The organism is Halorubrum sp. B52 (genome assembly GCF_059752555.1).
In genome coordinates this window covers 24,002-40,677 of record NZ_MWTG01000010.1, presented here as the reverse complement: position 1 = coordinate 40,677, position 16,676 = coordinate 24,002, and the positions used below count along the sequence as shown (strand labels likewise).

At 67.7% G+C, this 16,676-nt stretch carries 14 protein-coding genes; 4 read left to right on the top strand and 10 right to left on the bottom strand.

All coding sequences use genetic code 11. The features are described 5' to 3' along the window. Positions 1-16: 16 nt before the first annotated feature. The 4 genes from sufD to B4V04_RS14815 all read right to left on the bottom strand — a co-directional run bounded on the left by sufD (position 17) and on the right by B4V04_RS14815 (position 7,798). Positions 17-1,231, bottom strand: coding sequence for a Fe-S cluster assembly protein SufD (sufD, locus tag B4V04_RS14830; protein ID WP_498232500.1), 1,215 nt, complete (start codon positions 1,229-1,231; stop codon positions 17-19). 1 nt (position 1,232) lies between these two features. Further along, entirely contained in the window at positions 1,233-2,663 is a 1,431-nt protein-coding gene (gene sufB / locus B4V04_RS14825; RefSeq protein WP_498232499.1) for a Fe-S cluster assembly protein SufB, read from the bottom strand. A gap of 52 nt (positions 2,664-2,715) precedes the next feature. Continuing rightward, positions 2,716-3,636 carry an ABC transporter ATP-binding protein gene (locus B4V04_RS14820; RefSeq protein ID WP_498232498.1) on the bottom strand — a complete coding sequence of 307 codons (921 nt, stop codon included), beginning with the start codon at positions 3,634-3,636 and terminating at the stop codon, positions 2,716-2,718. A 133-nt stretch (positions 3,637-3,769) separates the two neighbouring features. Next, positions 3,770-7,798, bottom strand: a complete 4,029-nt coding sequence (locus tag B4V04_RS14815) for a DNA polymerase domain-containing protein (protein ID WP_498232497.1) — start codon at positions 7,796-7,798, stop codon at positions 3,770-3,772. Between the two features lie 102 nt (positions 7,799-7,900). Here B4V04_RS14815 and B4V04_RS14810 point away from each other — a divergent pair, with 102 nt between their 5' ends. The 3 genes from B4V04_RS14810 to B4V04_RS14800 are packed head-to-tail and all read left to right on the top strand — an operon-like array spanning position 7,901 to position 9,121. Continuing rightward, complete coding sequence (locus tag B4V04_RS14810; protein ID WP_498232496.1) at positions 7,901-8,074, top strand: DUF7331 family protein; 174 nt, start codon at positions 7,901-7,903, stop codon at positions 8,072-8,074. Between the two features lie 52 nt (positions 8,075-8,126). Next, on the top strand, positions 8,127-8,624 hold the full coding sequence (locus B4V04_RS14805) for a DUF7322 domain-containing protein (protein WP_498232495.1): 498 nt from the start codon (positions 8,127-8,129) through the stop codon (positions 8,622-8,624). Positions 8,625-8,650: 26 nt separating this feature from the next. Continuing rightward, positions 8,651-9,121 (top strand): DUF7346 family protein, encoded by a 471-nt coding sequence (locus tag B4V04_RS14800; RefSeq protein ID WP_498232494.1) that lies wholly within the window; start codon positions 8,651-8,653, stop codon positions 9,119-9,121. A gap of 1 nt (position 9,122) precedes the next feature. On the opposite strand, the gene rad50 is transcribed toward B4V04_RS14800, so the two are convergent. From rad50 to B4V04_RS14780, 4 genes are all read right to left on the bottom strand, one after another. Then, positions 9,123-11,810, bottom strand: a complete 2,688-nt coding sequence (gene rad50, locus B4V04_RS14795; protein ID WP_498232493.1) for a DNA double-strand break repair ATPase Rad50 — start codon at positions 11,808-11,810, stop codon at positions 9,123-9,125. Further along, a complete protein-coding gene (mre11, locus tag B4V04_RS14790) occupies positions 11,807-13,153 on the bottom strand; it encodes a DNA double-strand break repair protein Mre11 (RefSeq protein WP_498232492.1) in 1,347 nt (448 codons plus the stop codon). The genes rad50 and mre11 overlap by 4 nt, the downstream gene beginning before the upstream one ends. Then, on the bottom strand, positions 13,150-13,548 hold the full coding sequence (locus B4V04_RS14785; protein WP_498232491.1) for a DUF7966 family protein: 399 nt from the start codon (positions 13,546-13,548) through the stop codon (positions 13,150-13,152). The genes mre11 and B4V04_RS14785 overlap by 4 nt, the downstream gene beginning before the upstream one ends. 90 nt (positions 13,549-13,638) lie before the next feature. Further along, entirely contained in the window at positions 13,639-13,902 is a 264-nt protein-coding gene (locus B4V04_RS14780; RefSeq protein ID WP_094525277.1) for a MarR family transcriptional regulator, read from the bottom strand. Between the two features lie 140 nt (positions 13,903-14,042). Between B4V04_RS14780 and pan1 the strand changes: the two genes are divergently transcribed. Beyond that, complete coding sequence (gene pan1, locus B4V04_RS14775) at positions 14,043-15,257, top strand: proteasome-activating nucleotidase Pan1 (RefSeq protein WP_144799889.1); 1,215 nt, start codon at positions 14,043-14,045, stop codon at positions 15,255-15,257. A gap of 32 nt (positions 15,258-15,289) precedes the next feature. Here pan1 and B4V04_RS14770 read toward each other — a convergent pair whose 3' ends face one another. Together B4V04_RS14770 and B4V04_RS14765 are read right to left on the bottom strand one after the other, a co-directional pair. Continuing rightward, positions 15,290-15,421 carry a hypothetical protein gene (locus B4V04_RS14770; protein WP_498232490.1) on the bottom strand — a complete coding sequence of 44 codons (132 nt, stop codon included), beginning with the start codon at positions 15,419-15,421 and terminating at the stop codon, positions 15,290-15,292. 73 nt (positions 15,422-15,494) lie between these two features. After that, entirely contained in the window at positions 15,495-16,670 is a 1,176-nt protein-coding gene (locus B4V04_RS14765; protein WP_498232489.1) for a DHH family phosphoesterase, read from the bottom strand. Between the last annotated feature and the right edge of the window lie 6 nt (positions 16,671-16,676).

Genomic DNA, 16,676 nt, shown 5'->3' with positions numbered 1-16,676 from the left:
AAAGCGGCGACTCCGCCTACCGGAGCCGCTGGAGGACGAGCTCCTGAACGTCGTCGCGGAACTCGTCGACCGCGATCTCCTCTAACACGGGGACGAAGAAGCCCTCGACGAGCATGTTCCGCGCCGTGCGGGAGTCGATCGAGCGGCTCTCGAGGTAGAACAGGTCCTCGGCGTCGACCTGCCCGACCGTCGCGGAGTGCGACGCCTCGGTGTCGTGGTTGTGGATGATCAGCTTCGGCGACGCGTCGGCCTCGGCGTCGTCCGACAGCATCAGCGTGTTCTCGCGCTGGTAGCTGGACGTGTTCCACGCGTCCTCGCCGACGTCCTGGACGCCCTCGTAGACGGAGCGGGCCACGTCGTCGAGCACGCCGCGCGTGACCAGGTCGGCCGTCGTGTGCTCGGCCTGGTGCCAGACGCGGGCGTTCAGGTCGAAGTGCTGGTCGTCGGTGCCGAAGAACGTCCCGACGATCTGACTCTCGGAGCCGTCACCGTTCAGCTCGGTCTCGACGTCGGAGCGGGTGAGCTTCGAGCCGAAGTTGCTCTCGATCCAGTCGACCGTCGCGTACGCGTCCGTCTCGCCGCGCTTCAGCGAGTAGGTGTACGAGTCGTCGTCGAGGTTCTGGAGCGAGCCGAACTGGACGTTCGAGTTCTCGCCCGCGGCGATCTCGACGAGGTTCGAGAAGTAGCGGTCGCCGTCGACCTCGCTGTCACCGCTCTCGATCGACTCGAGGATCGTCACCGAGGACGACTCCTCGGCGACGACGAGCGTCTGGCTGAACAGCGAGCGGGAGTTCATCTCCGCGCGCACCGTCACGTCCTCGACGTCGACGCCCTCGGGGACGTAGACGAACGTGCCGGTGGTAAAGAGCGCGACCGAAAGCGCCGTGAGGTAGTTGTGCTCGGGGTCGAGCACCGAGCCGAAGTTCGCCTCGATGACGTCGCCGTACTCGTCGAACGCCTCGGTGAAGGGGAGGACGACGACCTCGTCGTCGCCGGCCGCCCGCTCCGTGGTGTCCGACTGGTTCAGCGGGTCGACGAGCGACTCGAAGTCCAGCGACTCCAGGTCGGTCCAGCGGCGGCCGGGCGTCTGGATGACGTCGGGCAGGTCCGCCGTCTCCAGCGCGGCGAGCGCGTTCAGACGGGTCTCGAGGAGCCACTCGGGCTCGTCGCGTTCGTCGGCGATGCGTCGTACCGTGTCCTCCGAGAGGCTCTCGATTGCTTTCGTGCTCATGTTATCCGAGCGAGCCCTCCATCTCCAGCTCGACGAGCCGGTTGAGCTCGACGGCGTACTCGATGGGCAGCTCCTCCGTGATGGGCTCGATGAAGCCCGAAACGATCATCTGCTTGGCGTCGTCGTCGTCGAGGCCGCGCGACTGCAGGTAGAAGATGTCCTCGTCGCCGATCTTCCCGACGGTCGCCTCGTGGGCGACGTCGACCTTCGACTCGTTGATCTCCATGTACGGCATCGTGTCCGACGTCGACTCGTTGTCGAACATCAGCGCGTCGCACTCCACGGCGGTCGAGGAGTTCTCGGCGCCGTCCGCGATGTGAACGAGGCCGCGGTAGTTGGTGCGGCCGCCGTCCTTCGCGATCGACTTCGACTCGACGGTCGACTTGGTGTCCGGCGCGTTGTGGTACACCTTCGCGCCGGTGTCGATGTCCTGGCCCTCGCCCGCGAAGGCGATGGTGATGTGGTTGTCGGAGGCGCCGCGCCCCTTCAGGATCGTCGAGGGGTACAGCATCGTCGCCTTCGACCCCATCGACCCCGAGATCCACTCCATGCGCCCGCCCTTCTCGGCGATGGCGCGCTTCGTGTTCAGGTTGTACGTGTTCTTCGACCAGTTCTGCACCGTGGAGTACTGGACGTGCGCGTCCTCCCCGACGAACACCTCGACGCCGCCGGAGTGGAGGTTGAACGCCGAGTACTTCGGCGCGGAACAGCCCTCGATGTAGTGGACCTCGGAGCCCTCCTCGGCGATGATGAGCGTGTGCTCGAACTGGCCCATCCCCTCGGAGTTCATCCGGAAGTACGCCTGCACCGGCATGTCGACGGTGGTGTTCTCCGGCACGTAGACGAACGAGCCGCCGGACCAGATGGCGCCGTGGAGCGCCGCGAACTTGTTGTCGCTCGGCGGGACGCACTTCGTCATGAAGTGCTCGCGGACGAGCTCCTCGTGCTCCTGGACGGCCTCGTCCATGTTACAGAAGATGACGCCCTTCTCCTCCCAGCGCTCCTGCATGTTCTGGTAGACGACCTCCGACTCGTACTGCGCGCCGACGCCGGAGAGCGCGTTCTTCTCGGCCTCCGGGATGCCCAGCTTGTCGAAGGTGTCTTTGATCTCGTCCGGGAGCTCCGTCCAGTCGTCCACGCCGGCGCGGACGTCGACGTCCGGCCGGATGTACGGGATGATCTCGTCGACGTCGACCTCGCTCAGGTCCGGTTGCCCGGGCCAGTCGGTCGGCATCGGCATCTCCTGGAACTGCTCGAGCGCGCGCAGGCGCCGCTCCAGCATCCACTCCGGTTCGTCCTTGTCCTCCGAGATGACGCGGACCGTCTCCTCGGTGAGGCCCTTCTCGGTCTGGAAGGCGGACTTCTCCTCCTTCTTGAACTCGAAGCGGGCCTCGGTGTCTGTCTCTTTGAGGTCGTCTTGCTGTGAACTCATGATAATGTCTTACGTGCTCCCCCGTTTATTCCTGTTGCGTGACCATTTGTGGTTACGCCGTCTCGAACGCGTCCTCGCGGACCCAGTCGTACCCCTTGTCCTCGAGCTTCTCGGCGAGCTCCGCGCCGCCGCTCTTGACGACCTGTCCGTCTAACATTACGTGGACGTGGTCGGGCTCGACGTAGTCTAAGATTCGCTGGTAGTGGGTGATCTGGAGGACGCCCGTGCCCTGCTCGTCGCGGAGCGCGTTGATGCCCTCGGAGACGTCCTGGAGCCGGTCGATGTCGAGCCCGGAGTCGATCTCGTCGAGCACGGCGATCGCGGGCTCTAACATCGCGGCCTGCAGGACCTCGTTCTGCTTCTTCTCGCCGCCGGAGAAGCCGGCGTTGAGGTAGCGCTGCATGAACTTCTCGTCCATGTCGAGCAGCTCCATCTTCTCCGAGAGGATCTGCTGGAACTCGGCGACGCCGATCTCGCCGTCGTCAGCGGGACCCTCCATCGGGGAGGTCTCGTACCCCTCGTCGTCCTCGTCGGCGTCGGCCTCCTCGGCGTCCTCGTCCTCGAACAGCTCCTCGCGCTCGTCCGCCTTCGCGTTGAGCGCCTGCCGGAGGAAGTTCGTCATGGTGACGCCCTCGATCTCCGCCGGGTACTGGAAGCCGAGGAAGATGCCGAGCGCGGCGCGCTCGTTCGGCTCCAGCTCCAGCAGCTCCCAGTGGTAGTCCTCGTCGTCGAGGTCGGCGTCGACGTCGGCGAGGTCCTCCTCGTCGAGGTGGAGCAGTATCTCGCCGTCGGTGACCTCGTACGCCGGGTGGCCGGCGATGACCTTCGCGAGCGTCGACTTCCCGGAGCCGTTCGGCCCCATCAGCGCGTGGATGTCGCCGGACTCGACGGTCAGATCGACCCCGCGAAGGATGCGTTCGCCGCCCTCTTCCGCCACTCGTGCGTGAAGATCGTTGATTTCGAGAGTAGCCATGTGTATTCTCGTGCCTCGTACGTTGACGGTGGTGGTTGAGGGGGTTAATGGTTACGACTTTCCCTGCCAAAACTCTCGAATTCAGTAAGAATTTTTCTAACGATCGAAAACTCCTTTCCCCGAAACGATTCGCCTACATGAACGAGCCGAGTCCGGTCTGTTCCTGGCCGGTCTTGACCTCCTCCCAGGACATCCCGAGCGCCTCGATGACGCGTTCGATGGGTCCCTTCAGCGTCTTGTCCAGCATCTTCTCCCAGTCGACCTCGAACTCGTCGGGGACCTGGTCGGCGTACTCGAAGCAGATCACGTCGGGGTCGCGCTTGAACTCCCCGTACAGGTGGTCGCGCTGCGGGTCGAGCCCCTCCTCTTCTTCCATCCGCTCCCAGAAGTCGGGGTGGACCTTCTCGATGTAGAGCCGCTTCGGCTTCGATCCGCTCCCGAAGTTGGTCCCAAGCATGAGGTTCGCGTACTTGGCGCCCCGGACCTGCGCGGTCGGGGTGTCGTAGGCGTCCAGCTTCTTGCCGATCCCGCCCGGAATCCCGATCTCGTCGAGATCGACGTCGCCGTCGAGCACGCGCGCGATGACGTCGACGAGGTACTCTTTCACCTCCTCCATGTCCTCGTCGATGTCGTCGCCCGTCACGATCGTCTCGATGACGTTCTGCTGGACCTCCTTCGTAATCTGAGCGATGTCGGAGCGCTTGTACTCGAAGCCGGTGATGTCGATGTCGTCGACGTCTTTCCCCTCCTTCCAGATGATGTGGCCGGCGTATCGCTTCTTCTTGCCCGCCTGGAAGAACCGTCGGTAGAGCTTCTCGAACTCGATCTGGAAGCGGTGGAACTCTGCGTTCAGCTCGTCGCGCGCGAAGTCGTCGTAGCGCTCGTTGATGTGGTCCTCTATCTCGAAGGAGGTCTCGATCGCTTCCTCCTTAGACATGTCAGACAACGAAAGCATGACGCTGTCGGTGTCGCCGTAGGCGACTTCGTAGTCGAGCTCGTTAGCCGCCTCTTCGGTGAAGTCGATGACTTCCCGACCGGTCGCCGTGACGGCCGCTGCGCCCTCTTTGTCGTAGAGCCGGAACCGATCCCACCCCGTCACGCCATATAACGACTGCCCGACAAATTGGAACTTCCCGTTCCGTCCCGCGAAGAGCGTGTGGTTGTCCTCGACGGTCACGCAGTAGACGCCGTCTTCGGCCTCGCTCCGCGATCCGCTCCGATGCATCCGCAGCGTGTTCTTCGCGTCTTCCGTCACGTAGATCCGCCAGCTCCCGCCGTCACGGTTGTAGCTCGCAGTCAAGCCGAGGTGTGTGCACAGTCGGAGCACGTCGTCACGGAGCCGGTTGCTGGAGGTCGTGTACCGCCACGATCCCGACTGTCGATCCCCGTCGCCGTCGATCAGCGTTTCCAAGAAGCGGCGCTTCTGTGTCCGGGTCGCATCGAACACGATGTCCGGAATCCGTTTCTCGGAACTGTCGCCGCCGCAGATCTCTCGGAGCAGATCTCCGAGAAGCTCCGACGTGAACTGATACGCGCGGTCGTCGACGTAGCAGTCGAACCCCATCCCGTCGAGCAGTTCGCCGATGCTCGCGTGATGGCCGCCCCCGTCGGCGATGGCGTTCTGTGCGATCTTCACCGTCGTCGCGGAGCCCCGGTGATTCTCACCGAACGTCTTCTCCTCTGAGGTGTACACGTTTCCTTCGGTGACGTACCAGGCGAGCAGACCGAGGAAATCGTCGCCGTCGTAGGTCCGCGGGATCCACTTCCGGCCGGACTCGCGGTGAACGAAACTCGTCTCGCACACCGACTCGACGTACTCGCGGTGTTCCTCGAACTCCTCTGCCGTGAACACGTAGCCGGTCTGGCCGACGTCCGCTTTCGGGACACGCCGCGGCGTCCAGCCCAGCTCGGCGGTGAACGTGTGGCCGTGGACGCTCGGTCGGACCCACACCTCGTACTCGCCGTCGACGAGTTCGGTCAGATCGACCTCGTCGATCCGGTCGCCGTCCGGTCCCTCCCAATCGTGTGGCAGTTCGTAGTTCGTCGCCCGGTCGAGGTCGCCCGCCTCCACGAAACCGTACCCGTCTTCGGTGATCCCGTTCGTCTCGTTCTTTCGGACGAGCATCCGGTGGTTCGGCGTCACGCGAAAGTCGATCTTCGAGGTCTCGACGTCAACGAGTTCGCCCCGATAATCAGGGTACGCGTGGGTCTCCTCGACGGTCTTGATTTCCATTTCCTCGGTGTTCGGATCGAGGGAGTACACTTCGTCGCCGACATCGAGGTCCGTGATCGACCGCACGCCGTCGGGGGTCACGACCTCGGTATCCGGCGTGAAGCAGTTCATAATAACCTTTACAGAAGCCTGCTGTCGGTCGTACTGCTCGTACGGCTCGGTGCCGGGGTCGTGGTCGTTCCGGAGCGCCTTCTTCTCCTCGCGCTCGGAGAGGAGCTCGTCGACCATCTCGCGCATGATCCCGTCCGGCTCCTTCTGAAAGTGGGTCCCGTTGGGCGCGACGTACGTCTCGCCGTCGTACGCGTCGGGATCGACTTTCGTCTCCGGTCCGGCGTTGATCGTCACCATGCACATCGGGTAGAGGCTCTTTAAGTCCTGGACCGTCACCATCTCCTTGACGCCCGTGATCGGGTCGAAGACGGCGCCGCCCTCGAAATCCTCCGACTCTTGCTGGCCCTTCGTCGGGAGCGCGAACTTCCCGAACGCCTTGTGGAGGACGTACATGTCGACGGTGTCGCCGGGGGTCGGCGCGTCTTCGATCTTACAGCCGACGAAGGTACGCACCTCGTCCCAGAAGGCGATCACGTCCTGTTTCCGGTCGATCTCGACGCACAGCTCCACGTCGCGGATGCTGTACTCCAAGAGGCGCTCGGGGTCCTGCTCCCAGAGGTCGCCGATGTCGCCCGTGTACCGCTCCTTGCCGACGCCGAGCTCGCGCTCGCCGACCGCGTCGAGCCGGTACGACTCCAGCTCCGTGAACATCGTCCGCTTGTACGCGTACAGCAGGTCGAAGACGACTCGGCCCTTGATGTCGGGGCCGCCCCAGCCGGAGCGCCACACCTCCCCGATCCGGGAGAGCCGGTCGACGGAGAGGTCGTACTCGCTGCCGTCGTCGAGCACCTCCATCCGATCGAGGACGTACGGCGCGTCGAAGTCCTCGAAGTTCCACCCCGTCAGGAGGTCGGGGTCGGTGTCGTCGATGTAGTCGACGAACGCGTCGAGCATCGCGGCCTCCTCCTCGAACGTGCGGACTCTAAAATCGATCTCCCCGCCGTCGCCGACGATCCCCTCGTAGTCGGGGAGGTCCTCGGGCGGCGGGATCTCGGCCTCGGGGGCGTCGTACAGCCAGACGACGTACTCGTCGTCGTACGAGTCGTGGCTCGTGAGACAGATGATCGGCTCCTCGCCGTCCTCGGGGAAGCCGCGCCGGTCATCGACCTCGATGTCGAAGGTGTTCACGCGGAGGTCGGCGTCGACCTCGGCCGGCTCCAGCTGTCCCTCGTGGACCTGCATCGTCCCGGAGCCGTCGTCGAGCCGGCGCTCCTCGACCCGCATCCCGCCGTTGATCCCGTTGTCGATCAGGAAGCGGTTCGGGAAGAGGATGTCCGCCTCGAAGCTGGTCTCGAAGTCGTCGCGGATGTTCCCGACGTCGCGCGGCGTGCGAGTGACGATCCGGGTGAGCGGCTCGCCGCGGATGCTCTCGTACGGCTCGCCGTCCGGGCCCTCCTCGCGCGTCCCGATCACGACGTCGTACGCCTCGACGGGGTCGCGGTCGAGGTCGGCGGTGGGGACGTAGAAGTACGGCTCGACGCCCAGCACGCGGACGTGCTCGCGGACGTCGTCCTCGCCGTCGCCGTCGACGTTCTCGGCCGGCCGCCGGCCGAAGACGTGGACGACGGGGTACTCGTCGCTCCCGTACCCCTCCACGGCGTAGTCGATCTGGGTGATCATCAGCTCGACGGTCCCGGTCGACTCCGGGAACTTCGCCTCGTCGACGTCGACGACGTCGCTGACGTGCCCCCGTCCGCCGCCGGCGACGGCCGCCGCCTCCTGCGCGGCGAGGTCCTCTCGTTCGGCCTCCGCGCCGTCGCCCGTCCCGTCGCCGGCGTCCCCGGCAGACGAGAAGTCCGACAGCCCCGACTGAGTCATATCGGTCCTTCGGCGGCACCGGGCTAAAAAACTCGGCTTTCGGGTGCGGCGAGGACTCCCGCCACGGAAAGGCATTTAATGTGTGATTACTTACCACGCTCTATGTCTTCGGACCCACGTTCGGAACCCGAGGTGGCTCGCCCGGCCGGTCGCGACGCGGTCGACACCGAGGTGGAGGTGTACGAGGACGACGGGAGCGTGGTGCTTTTCGACGCCGCGAACCCCCTCGCGTGGGTCGAAGCGAGCCGAACGGTTCGGCTCGCCGACGCGGTCTGAGGCGGCGCGAACGGACGGAACTCCTTTGCCCCGTCCCCGCGTACGGCAGGTCGTGTTCAGCCTCGACGAGGACGACGAGGGCGAGGTCTCCTTCGGCGAGAGCTCCGACGCCGAGCGGGAGATGACGCCGGACATCCCGAAGGCGCCCTCGGTGAAGACGTTCGACGACGGCGGCGACTTCGAGGGCGCGAGCGACGTCGACTCTGACACGCTCCGCGCGTTCGTCGCCGCCGTGATCTACGCGAACGCGGCGGTGCTCCTCGTCGCGCTCGGCCCGATGGTGTGGTTCTTCGAGGGGTGGTCGCGGGTCGGACCGGTCCTCCTCGTCGCCGGGCTCCTCGCCGGCGTTCGGACCTACCAGACGTACCGCGCGTGGAAGCGCTCGCGGGACGAGGCGGCCGAAGGCGAGGCCGATTCGGCCGACACCGAGTCCGTTTCCGACGATGGCGAATCCGTTTCCGACGACGACCGCCTCTCCGACGACGACCGTCCCTCCGACGACGACCGTCCCTCCGACGACGACCGCGACCTCGCGCTCCCGGAAGCGTAATGCCGCCGGGACACGCTCTTCCGTCCATGCAGACGGTCCGCGACGCCGACGGCGACACGTACCTCCTCGTGAAGCGCTCGGCGGAGTCGAGCCGAGTCCGCGACCCGACCACGGGCGCGGAGCGATACGTCGACAACGACGAACTCAGCGTCGTCGACGGCGAGTCGCCGCTGGCGACCGCGGCCTCCGGAATCCCCGCGTCGGTCCGCAAAGCGATTCGCGCGGTCCACGACGACCGGTCGCTCGGCCTGCTCGCCGTGGTCGTCGACGAGGGGCCGCTCCCCGTGATCGAGCTACTCGACGCGACCGACCTGTGCGAGTCCGACCTTCACGGAACGGTCACGGAACTCCGCGCGGCCGGTCTGATCGACGAGGTCGACGTCGACGGCCGGCGGGGATACGCCGCGACGGACGACGCGAGCGAGGCGATCGCACTCCTGCGGGGCGGGTCGACCGGAAGCGATGAGACGGAGCACGACCGCCCTGCGGACAGCTGAATCAGTCGTCTGCGAGCGACGCGACGTCGAGCTCGGCGGCGTCCGCGCGGCGGGCCGTCGAGCGGTTCGAGCGCGGCTCCTTCTCGACGGTGACCAGCTCGTCGGCGGCGCCCACCAGCTCGTCGTCGTGGCTGACGATGAGGATCTGCTCGACGCCGAAGCCCCGCATCTCCTCGACGAGGCGGACGAGCCGGGAGACGTGTCCTGAGTCGAGGAAGACGGTCGGCTCGTCGAGGATGAGCGGCGGGGTCGGCGCCGCGCCCTCGATCCCCTCCGAGAGCAGCCGGTAGATCGCGCATCGCAGCGAGAGGTTGAACAGGGCGCGCTCGCCGCCGGAGAGCTGTCCGGGGTCGAGCGCCTCGCCGTCCTTCTGGTAGACGGTGAGCGCGTACTCGCCGTCGAGCTCGATGTGCGAGTAGGCATCGTTGCCGTACACCAGGTCGAACGTCTCGTTGAGGGTGCGCTCCAGCTCTGTGACGTTGCGCTGGCGAAGCTCCGCGCGGAGGTCCCCGTACATCGCCTCCAGCTCGCTCGTCTCCTCGTGGAGCCCCTCGAGCGCCTCGACGGTCGCGGCCAGCTCCTCGCGCTCCGTACGGAGGTTCTCCAACTCCCGTATCTCCCCGTTGACGCTGCCGATCGCGTTCTCCAGTTCCGTCCGCCGCTCCGCGAGCCGATCCAGCTCCCCCTCGACGCGTTCGAGGTACTCCTCGGCCTCCCGCTTCCGCTTTTTCGCCTCGTCGACCGCTGCGTCGTCGACCGCGGCCGCGAGCTCGTCGCGCCGCTCGCGCTTGTCCGCGAGCCGGTCGCGGCGCTCGTCGTTCAGCTCCGCGAGGGTCTCCCGCTTCTCGCGGCGGCGCTCGATCGCCGACTCCGTCTCCGCGATCGCCTCGACCCGCTCTTCGACCGCGTCCACCGCCTCCCGCGCGTCGTCGACCTCGGTGAGCGCCTCCTCGAGCTCCGCTACCCGGTCTGCGGCCGTCTCGGCCTGTTCGCGCTTCTCCGCGGCGACTTCGCGGGTCTCCTCGGCCTCCCCGCTCTTCTCCGTCGCGGCCTCCCGCTTCTCCGCCGCGGCCTCTCGCTTCCGCTCCGCCTCCGCCCGCTTCTCCTCGACCCGTTCCCCGAGCATCTCGACCGTCTCGTCGATCTCGTCGAGCCGGTCCGCGGCCTTCGCGAGCCCGTCCAGCGCCTCGATCCGGTCGTCGAATTCCGTCTCGCGCTCGCGGGCCGCCTCGAGTTCGGCCTCGAGCTCGTCGACGCGCTCCCGGTCCCCCTCGATCCCGGTCGCGTGCGGCGAGTCCTCGACGGGCTGGCCGCACTCGGGGCACTTGCCGGCCGCGAGCAGCTCCTCGGCCTCGTCGACTCGCTCGCGGGCGTTCTTCAGTTCCGCTGACAGCTCCGCGATCCGCTCGCGGACCTCGCCGCGTCGCTCCCGGAGCGCCTCGCGCTCGTCGGCGACGTCGTCGCGGTCGACGTCGGCGGTCGCGAACCGCTCGCGGAGGTCCTCCGCCTCCTCACGAAGCTCCTCGATCGAGGACTCGCGCTCGTCGGCCTCCTCGGCGGCCGCGTCGGCTTCCTCGGCGAGGTCGTCGGCCTCGTCCTCCAGCTCCGCGGCGCGCTCGGCGAGGTCGTCGGCCTTCCCGGCGAGGTTCGTCGCCTGATTTCGGAACGCCTCGGCGCTCACCCGCTCCTCGTCGAGCTCCTCGCGGAGCTCCGCCTCGCGGTCGTCGAGCGCCTCGCGGCGGGCCGCGACGGCCTCTTCGTCGGCCGCGTCGAGGCCGGCCTCGTCGAGCCGGCCGTCGATCGCGGCCTCGGTCTCGTCGATCCGCTCGCGGGCCTCCCGGATCGCGTCGCGGTGTTCGTCGCGTTCCCGCTCGGCGTCCCGGATCGCCTCCTCGATCTCGTCAATCTCCGCCTCGACCGACTCCAGCTCCTCGCGCTTCTCCGCGTGGGTCGAGAGCGTCTCCGCGGCGGCCTCTCGCGTCTCCCTCGCCCGCTCGCGCTGGTCCTCGTAGCGGTCGATCTCCTCGGTGACCTCGGAGAGCTCGCTCTCGAGCCCGTTGAGCCGCTCGTGGAGGTCGCGCTCCTCCTTCGCCGCGATCTGATCGTCGAGCTGGTCGAGCCGCCCGCGGCGGTTCTCCAGCACGTCCTCGACGCCGAGCCGGGCGTCCCCGGCGCGCTCGCGGTACTCCTCTAGCTTCCCGAGCTGGAGCAGGTCGTCGATGGTGTCCTGCCGCTCCCGCGGGGTGGCGTCGATCAGCTCGTTCACCTCGCCCTGTCGCACGTACGCGCAGCCGACGAACGCCTCGGCGTCCATCCGGAGTAGCTCGGTGACGAACTCGCGTACGGCCCGCGCGCCGTCGCGGGCCACGTCGGTCCCGTCGGTCGCTTCGAGCGTGCACTGGTGATCGATCCGGTCGTCGTACACCCGGAGCCGCCGCTCGATCCGGTACGGCGTCCCGTCGTGGGTGAACCACAGCTCGACCTCCGTCTCCTCCTCGCCCTTCGTGACGACGTCGTCGAGGGTGCCGTCGAGCGCCTTCGACCCGTACAGCGCGAAGAAGCAGGCCTCAAGCAGCGACGACTTGCCGCTGCCGTTGAGCCCGTGGATGACCGTGACGCCCTTCGTCAGCCGGAGGTCGGCGTCGCCGTACGGCTTGAAGTTCGAGAGGCGGATTCGGTCGAAGTTCACAGGTAGTCCTCCATGGACACTTGTCCGTCGGTCCCGGGCGTCTCGGGGGTCGGTTCGTCGTCCCCGGTTTCGGTCGCTCCGTCGGGACTGTCTTCTTCGTCCTCGGTTTCGACCTCTTCGTCCCCGGCTTCCTGACCGTCGTCTTCGGTCTCGGCGTCGGCGTTCTCGTCCTCGGCATCAACGTCCCCGTCCTCGATGTCGCTCTCCTCGTCCTCGCCGCCCGCGAACGCGTCGAGGTCGTCGATCCGCTCCTCGACTCGGCCCTTCACCGTCTCTCGGACGTTGCTGTCGGGGAGCGTGTCGGCGCGGACCGCCTCGTCGACGTCGCGGGCGGCCTCGGAGAGGGCCATCTCCTCGATCCGCTCCCGCACGGCGTCCTCGGGGTCGGCGAAGCTCACGTCGACCTCGGCGTCGGTCTCGACCTCGCGGCGGTCGGTGACCCGGGCGATGAGCGCCCCCTCCTCGGTCGCGAACTCCTCGATCGCGGCCGGGGTGACGGGGTCGCCGTCGCCGGTCACGCTCACGAGGACGACGGCGTCACCGAGGTCGTGTTGGCGGACGCGCTCGCGGACCCGCGCCGCGCCCTCGCCCTCGCGGAGGTCGACGTCAACGAAGACGAACGGGCGCGTGTCGAGCGCGCGCCGGCGGATCTCCACGCGGTCGTCGCCCCCGGCGTCGTCGGCGTCGAACGTCACGAGGTTGTAGCCGCGTCCCTCTCGCTCGCTCGCGCTCGCGCGCTCGGTGGATCCGGGGTAGGTGACCCACGTGTCGTTCACCTCGGCGACGTCGGGCGTGTGGTTGTCGCCGAGGAGCATCGCGTCGAAGTCGACGTCGCTCTCCGCGAGCACTTCTTCGGTGTCCCAGTCGGCGTAGCCGAACGGCTCGAAGAGGCCGTGCGCGACGAGGGCGGCGTAGTCGGCGTCGTGGTCGGCGAACGCGTAGTCGAGGGCGTCCCGGCGGGAGACGGGGACGTGGTCGAGCCCGTAGAAGGCCGTGTCGCCGACGACCGTCGGCCCGTCGTCGAGCCGGGTCGCGAGCCCCAGCCGCTCGAACAGGTCCAGCCACTGGCCGCCCCGCGTCGACTCGTGGTTCCCGACGACCGCGAGGAAGGGGATCCCGGCGTCGTCGAGCCGTCGGAGCACGGAGATCGTGCCCATCAGGTCGTCGAGCTCGGGCCGTCGGTCGTGGAAGAGGTCGCCCGCGTGGACCACCGCGTCGACGTCGCCGTCGACCGCGTCGTCGACCACGGCCGCGAAGGCGTCGAGGAAGTCCTGTCGTCGGACCGGCGAGTGGTACTGCGCGTACCCGATGTGGGTGTCGCCGGTGTGGATCACCCGCGTCATCTGCCCGGCTCTTGGCCGGTGTCGGGTTTAGGGGTTCCGGGGGCGGGGCGGAAGTGGTCGGCGGCCGGCGTCGCCTCGTCTCGGTCGCCGTCGGTCGATCCGCGGTCGCCGCCGGCCGACCCGCGGCCGCCGGCCGCCGCCTCTCGAAACTCCCGGTAGGTCGCGAGCGCGGCGCGACCGCGTTCGGCCGCGGTCTCGTTCCCGTCGCGCTCCGCGGCCGTGACCGCCTCCGACAGCCGGTCGAGCCCGACCGAGTCGACGAAGGCGGCGGCGCGACGCAGGTCGGTTCGCGCGGCCTCGGCCTCGTCGATCACGGCGACGTACGGCCGGGTCGCGGTGTCGGTGCGCGTCGCCAGCGCGGTCAGCGCCCGTTTGACGGCGGCGGTCGAGACCATGGCGCCCCTGCGTCGGTATCGCGGATAAGGAGGGGGATCCCGGTCGGCGGCCGTCGACGATTTGTCTGCGTCCGCCTCCCCCTCGCCGACTCACACCGCGAGCGTGTACAGCCGCTTCCGGGCGTCGGTGAAGGAGAACCGCGAGTCGACCACGTCCTCCTCCTCCAGCCGCGAGAGCGCGTACCTGACGGTCCGGGGCGGAAGCAGCGTCTCCTCGGCGAGCTCGCTCTGCGTCAGCGTGTCGTTGTAGTCGAGGACCTTGGCCACGAGCTTCGCGCTCGGGGGGAGATCGCGGACGGCGCTCCAGCGGTCCGTGACGTCCTCGTCGGCGGTGACGGCGTCGGTGGTGCTCATGCGTACCTACCCATATCTCATGCCGTTAGATAATATTTACTATCCTATTTAATTACTACTAGGAATTACTTCGTCGGTTCGTCTCGCTCTACTCTCCCCCACCCGAAACCTCTTACGCGCGAGACGCCTTATTACGGACAATGACTGACACCGTCGACGACGTCGAGATGCCCTACGAGGGGTCGGCGTCGAGACAGGAGAAGATCGAGTCCCTCCAGGAGGAGCTCGACGTGCTGGAGTCGCAGAACGAGGAGATGCGCGACAAGCTCCTCGACGCGAACGCGGAGAACAACAAGTACCAGCAGAAGCTCGAGCGGCTCACCCACGAGAACAAGAAGCTGAAGCAGTCCCCGCTGTTCGTGGCGACCGTCCAGGAGATCACGCCCGACGGGGCCGTGATCAAACAGCACGGCAACAACCAGGAGGCGCTCACGGAGATCACCGCGGAGATGCGCGAGAAGCTCGACCCCGACGACCGGGTCGCGGTCAACAACTCCCTCTCGGTCGTGAAGAAGCTGGAGAAGGAGACCGACGTCCGCGCCCGCGTGATGCAGGTCGAGCACTCCCCGGACGTCACCTACGCCGACATCGGCGGGCTCGAAGACCAGATGCAGGAGGTCCGCGAGACCGTCGAGATGCCCCTCGAACACCCCGACATGTTCGAGGACGTCGGGATCACGCCGCCGAGCGGCGTCCTGCTGTACGGCCCGCCGGGCACGGGGAAGACGATGCTCGCGAAGGCCGTCGCCAACGAGACGGACGCGACGTTCATCAAGATGGCCGGCTCCGAGCTCGTCCACAAGTTCATCGGCGAGGGCGCGAAGCTCGTCCGCGACCTGTTCGAAGTCGCCCGCGAGAACCAGCCCGCCGTCCTCTTCATCGACGAGATCGACGCGATCGCCTCGAAGCGGACGGACTCGAAGACCTCCGGCGACGCCGAGGTCCAGCGCACGATGATGCAGCTGCTCTCCGAGATGGACGGCTTCGACGAGCGCGGCGAGGTCCGCATCATCGCCGCGACCAACCGCTTCGACATGCTCGACCCCGCCATCCTCCGCCCTGGCCGGTTCGACCGCCTCATCGAGGTGCCCAAGCCGAACACCGACGGCCGCGAGATCATCTTCCAGATCCACACCCGGAAGATGAACCTCGCGAGCGACATCGACTTCGACGAGCTCGCCGAGATGACCCCCGACGCATCCGGCGCCGACATCAAGGCCATCTGCACCGAGGCCGGGATGTTCGCCATCCGCGACGACCGCACCGAGGTCACGCTCGACGACTTCCTCGAGGCCCACGAGAAGCTCCAGCAGGACGACGAGAGCGGCGCCGACGACTCGCTCGCGTTCGCCTGAGATTCGGGCGCTCGCAGGCCGTTTTCCCGCAGCTACAGGCCCCGCACGATCAGGTACGGCACCGCGAACAGCAGGAGGAATATCAGTCCGGTCGCGAGCGCGTAGCCGACGCCGACGCCCGCGAGCGCGCGCCAGCCGTCGTCGGTCGGGAGATCGAGCTTCATACCGCTCACTCCGCGGCCCGACAATTAAAAACTGGCACCGGACGCCGGATCTCTCTCCGCTCCCCGGCGTCGGTCACACGTCGCCGGCCATCGCTCGGAACAGCGCCTCGGCCAGCTCGTCCCGGTCGACCGTCTTCGGCCCCTCGTCGCCGGTCGGGTCGATCCGCGGCGCGACGGTCCCGCCGCCCATCCGCGAGTGACCGCCGCCGTCGCCGTTCTCGACGTCCGCGAGCACCGACTCGATCGCGTTGCCCATGTGGACCCGGTCGTCCCGAGAGCGCCCGGAGAGGTGGACCGTCCCGTCCCGCTCGCCGATCACCACGACGGCGCTGACGCCCTCGAGCTGGATCAGCTCGTCGGCCGCCTGCGGGATCGCGTCGACGTTGTTCACGCCGCCCACGTCGGCCACCGCGAACGAGCCCTCGACCCGGCGCCCGGCGATGGCGCGCGCCTTCACCTCCAACACCTCCGCGTCGACCGCGGGGTTGGCGATGCGGTCGAGGCGGTCCTGATCGACGCCGGGGTACACGTACGCGGCGGCCGCGAAGTCCGGCTCGCTCGCGCCGACGGTGAGGTGTTTCGTGTCGGAGAGGATCCCGTACAGCAGCCCGGTCGCGGTGTCCGTCGGGAGGGTGAGGTCGCTGTCGGTCTCGCTCGCGTGCTTGTCCGGCGGGACCGGGGTCGCGTCGTTCTCCTTGAAGTACTCGGCGACGACGGAGGCAGTCGCGCCGTAGTCGGTGCGGACGTCGGTGAACCGTTCTCCCGCGCCGTCGCCGGGGTGGTGGTCGACGACCGCGACCGGGAGCACGCCGTCCGCGCCGGCGAACCCCCGCGGCTCGTTGTGGTCGACCAGTACGACCGACTCCGCGGCGAGGTCGCTCACGTGCTCGATCGTCTCGAGCTCCAGGTCGAGCACCGTTCGGAACGCGCGGTTCTCCTGATGGCGGATCTGTCCGGGATACTGCACCGTCGCGTCGACGCCGACCTGCGAGGCGAGCGACGCGACGCCGAGGGCGGACGACATCGCGTCCGGGTCGGGGTTCGGGTGCATCAGCACCGTGATCTCGTCTTGGTCGGCGAGCAGCCGACGGAACCGGACTCCGGTCGTCCAGCGGGCGCGGAACAGGAGGTATCCCCCGGCGACCGCGACGAGCGCGACGACGACCGCGACCGCCGTCAGCTCCGGGTTCTCTCGAGCGAGCGTCCCCGCCTGCGAGAGCCGCTCGTCGGTCGCGCTCAGGCTCCACATGTGTCC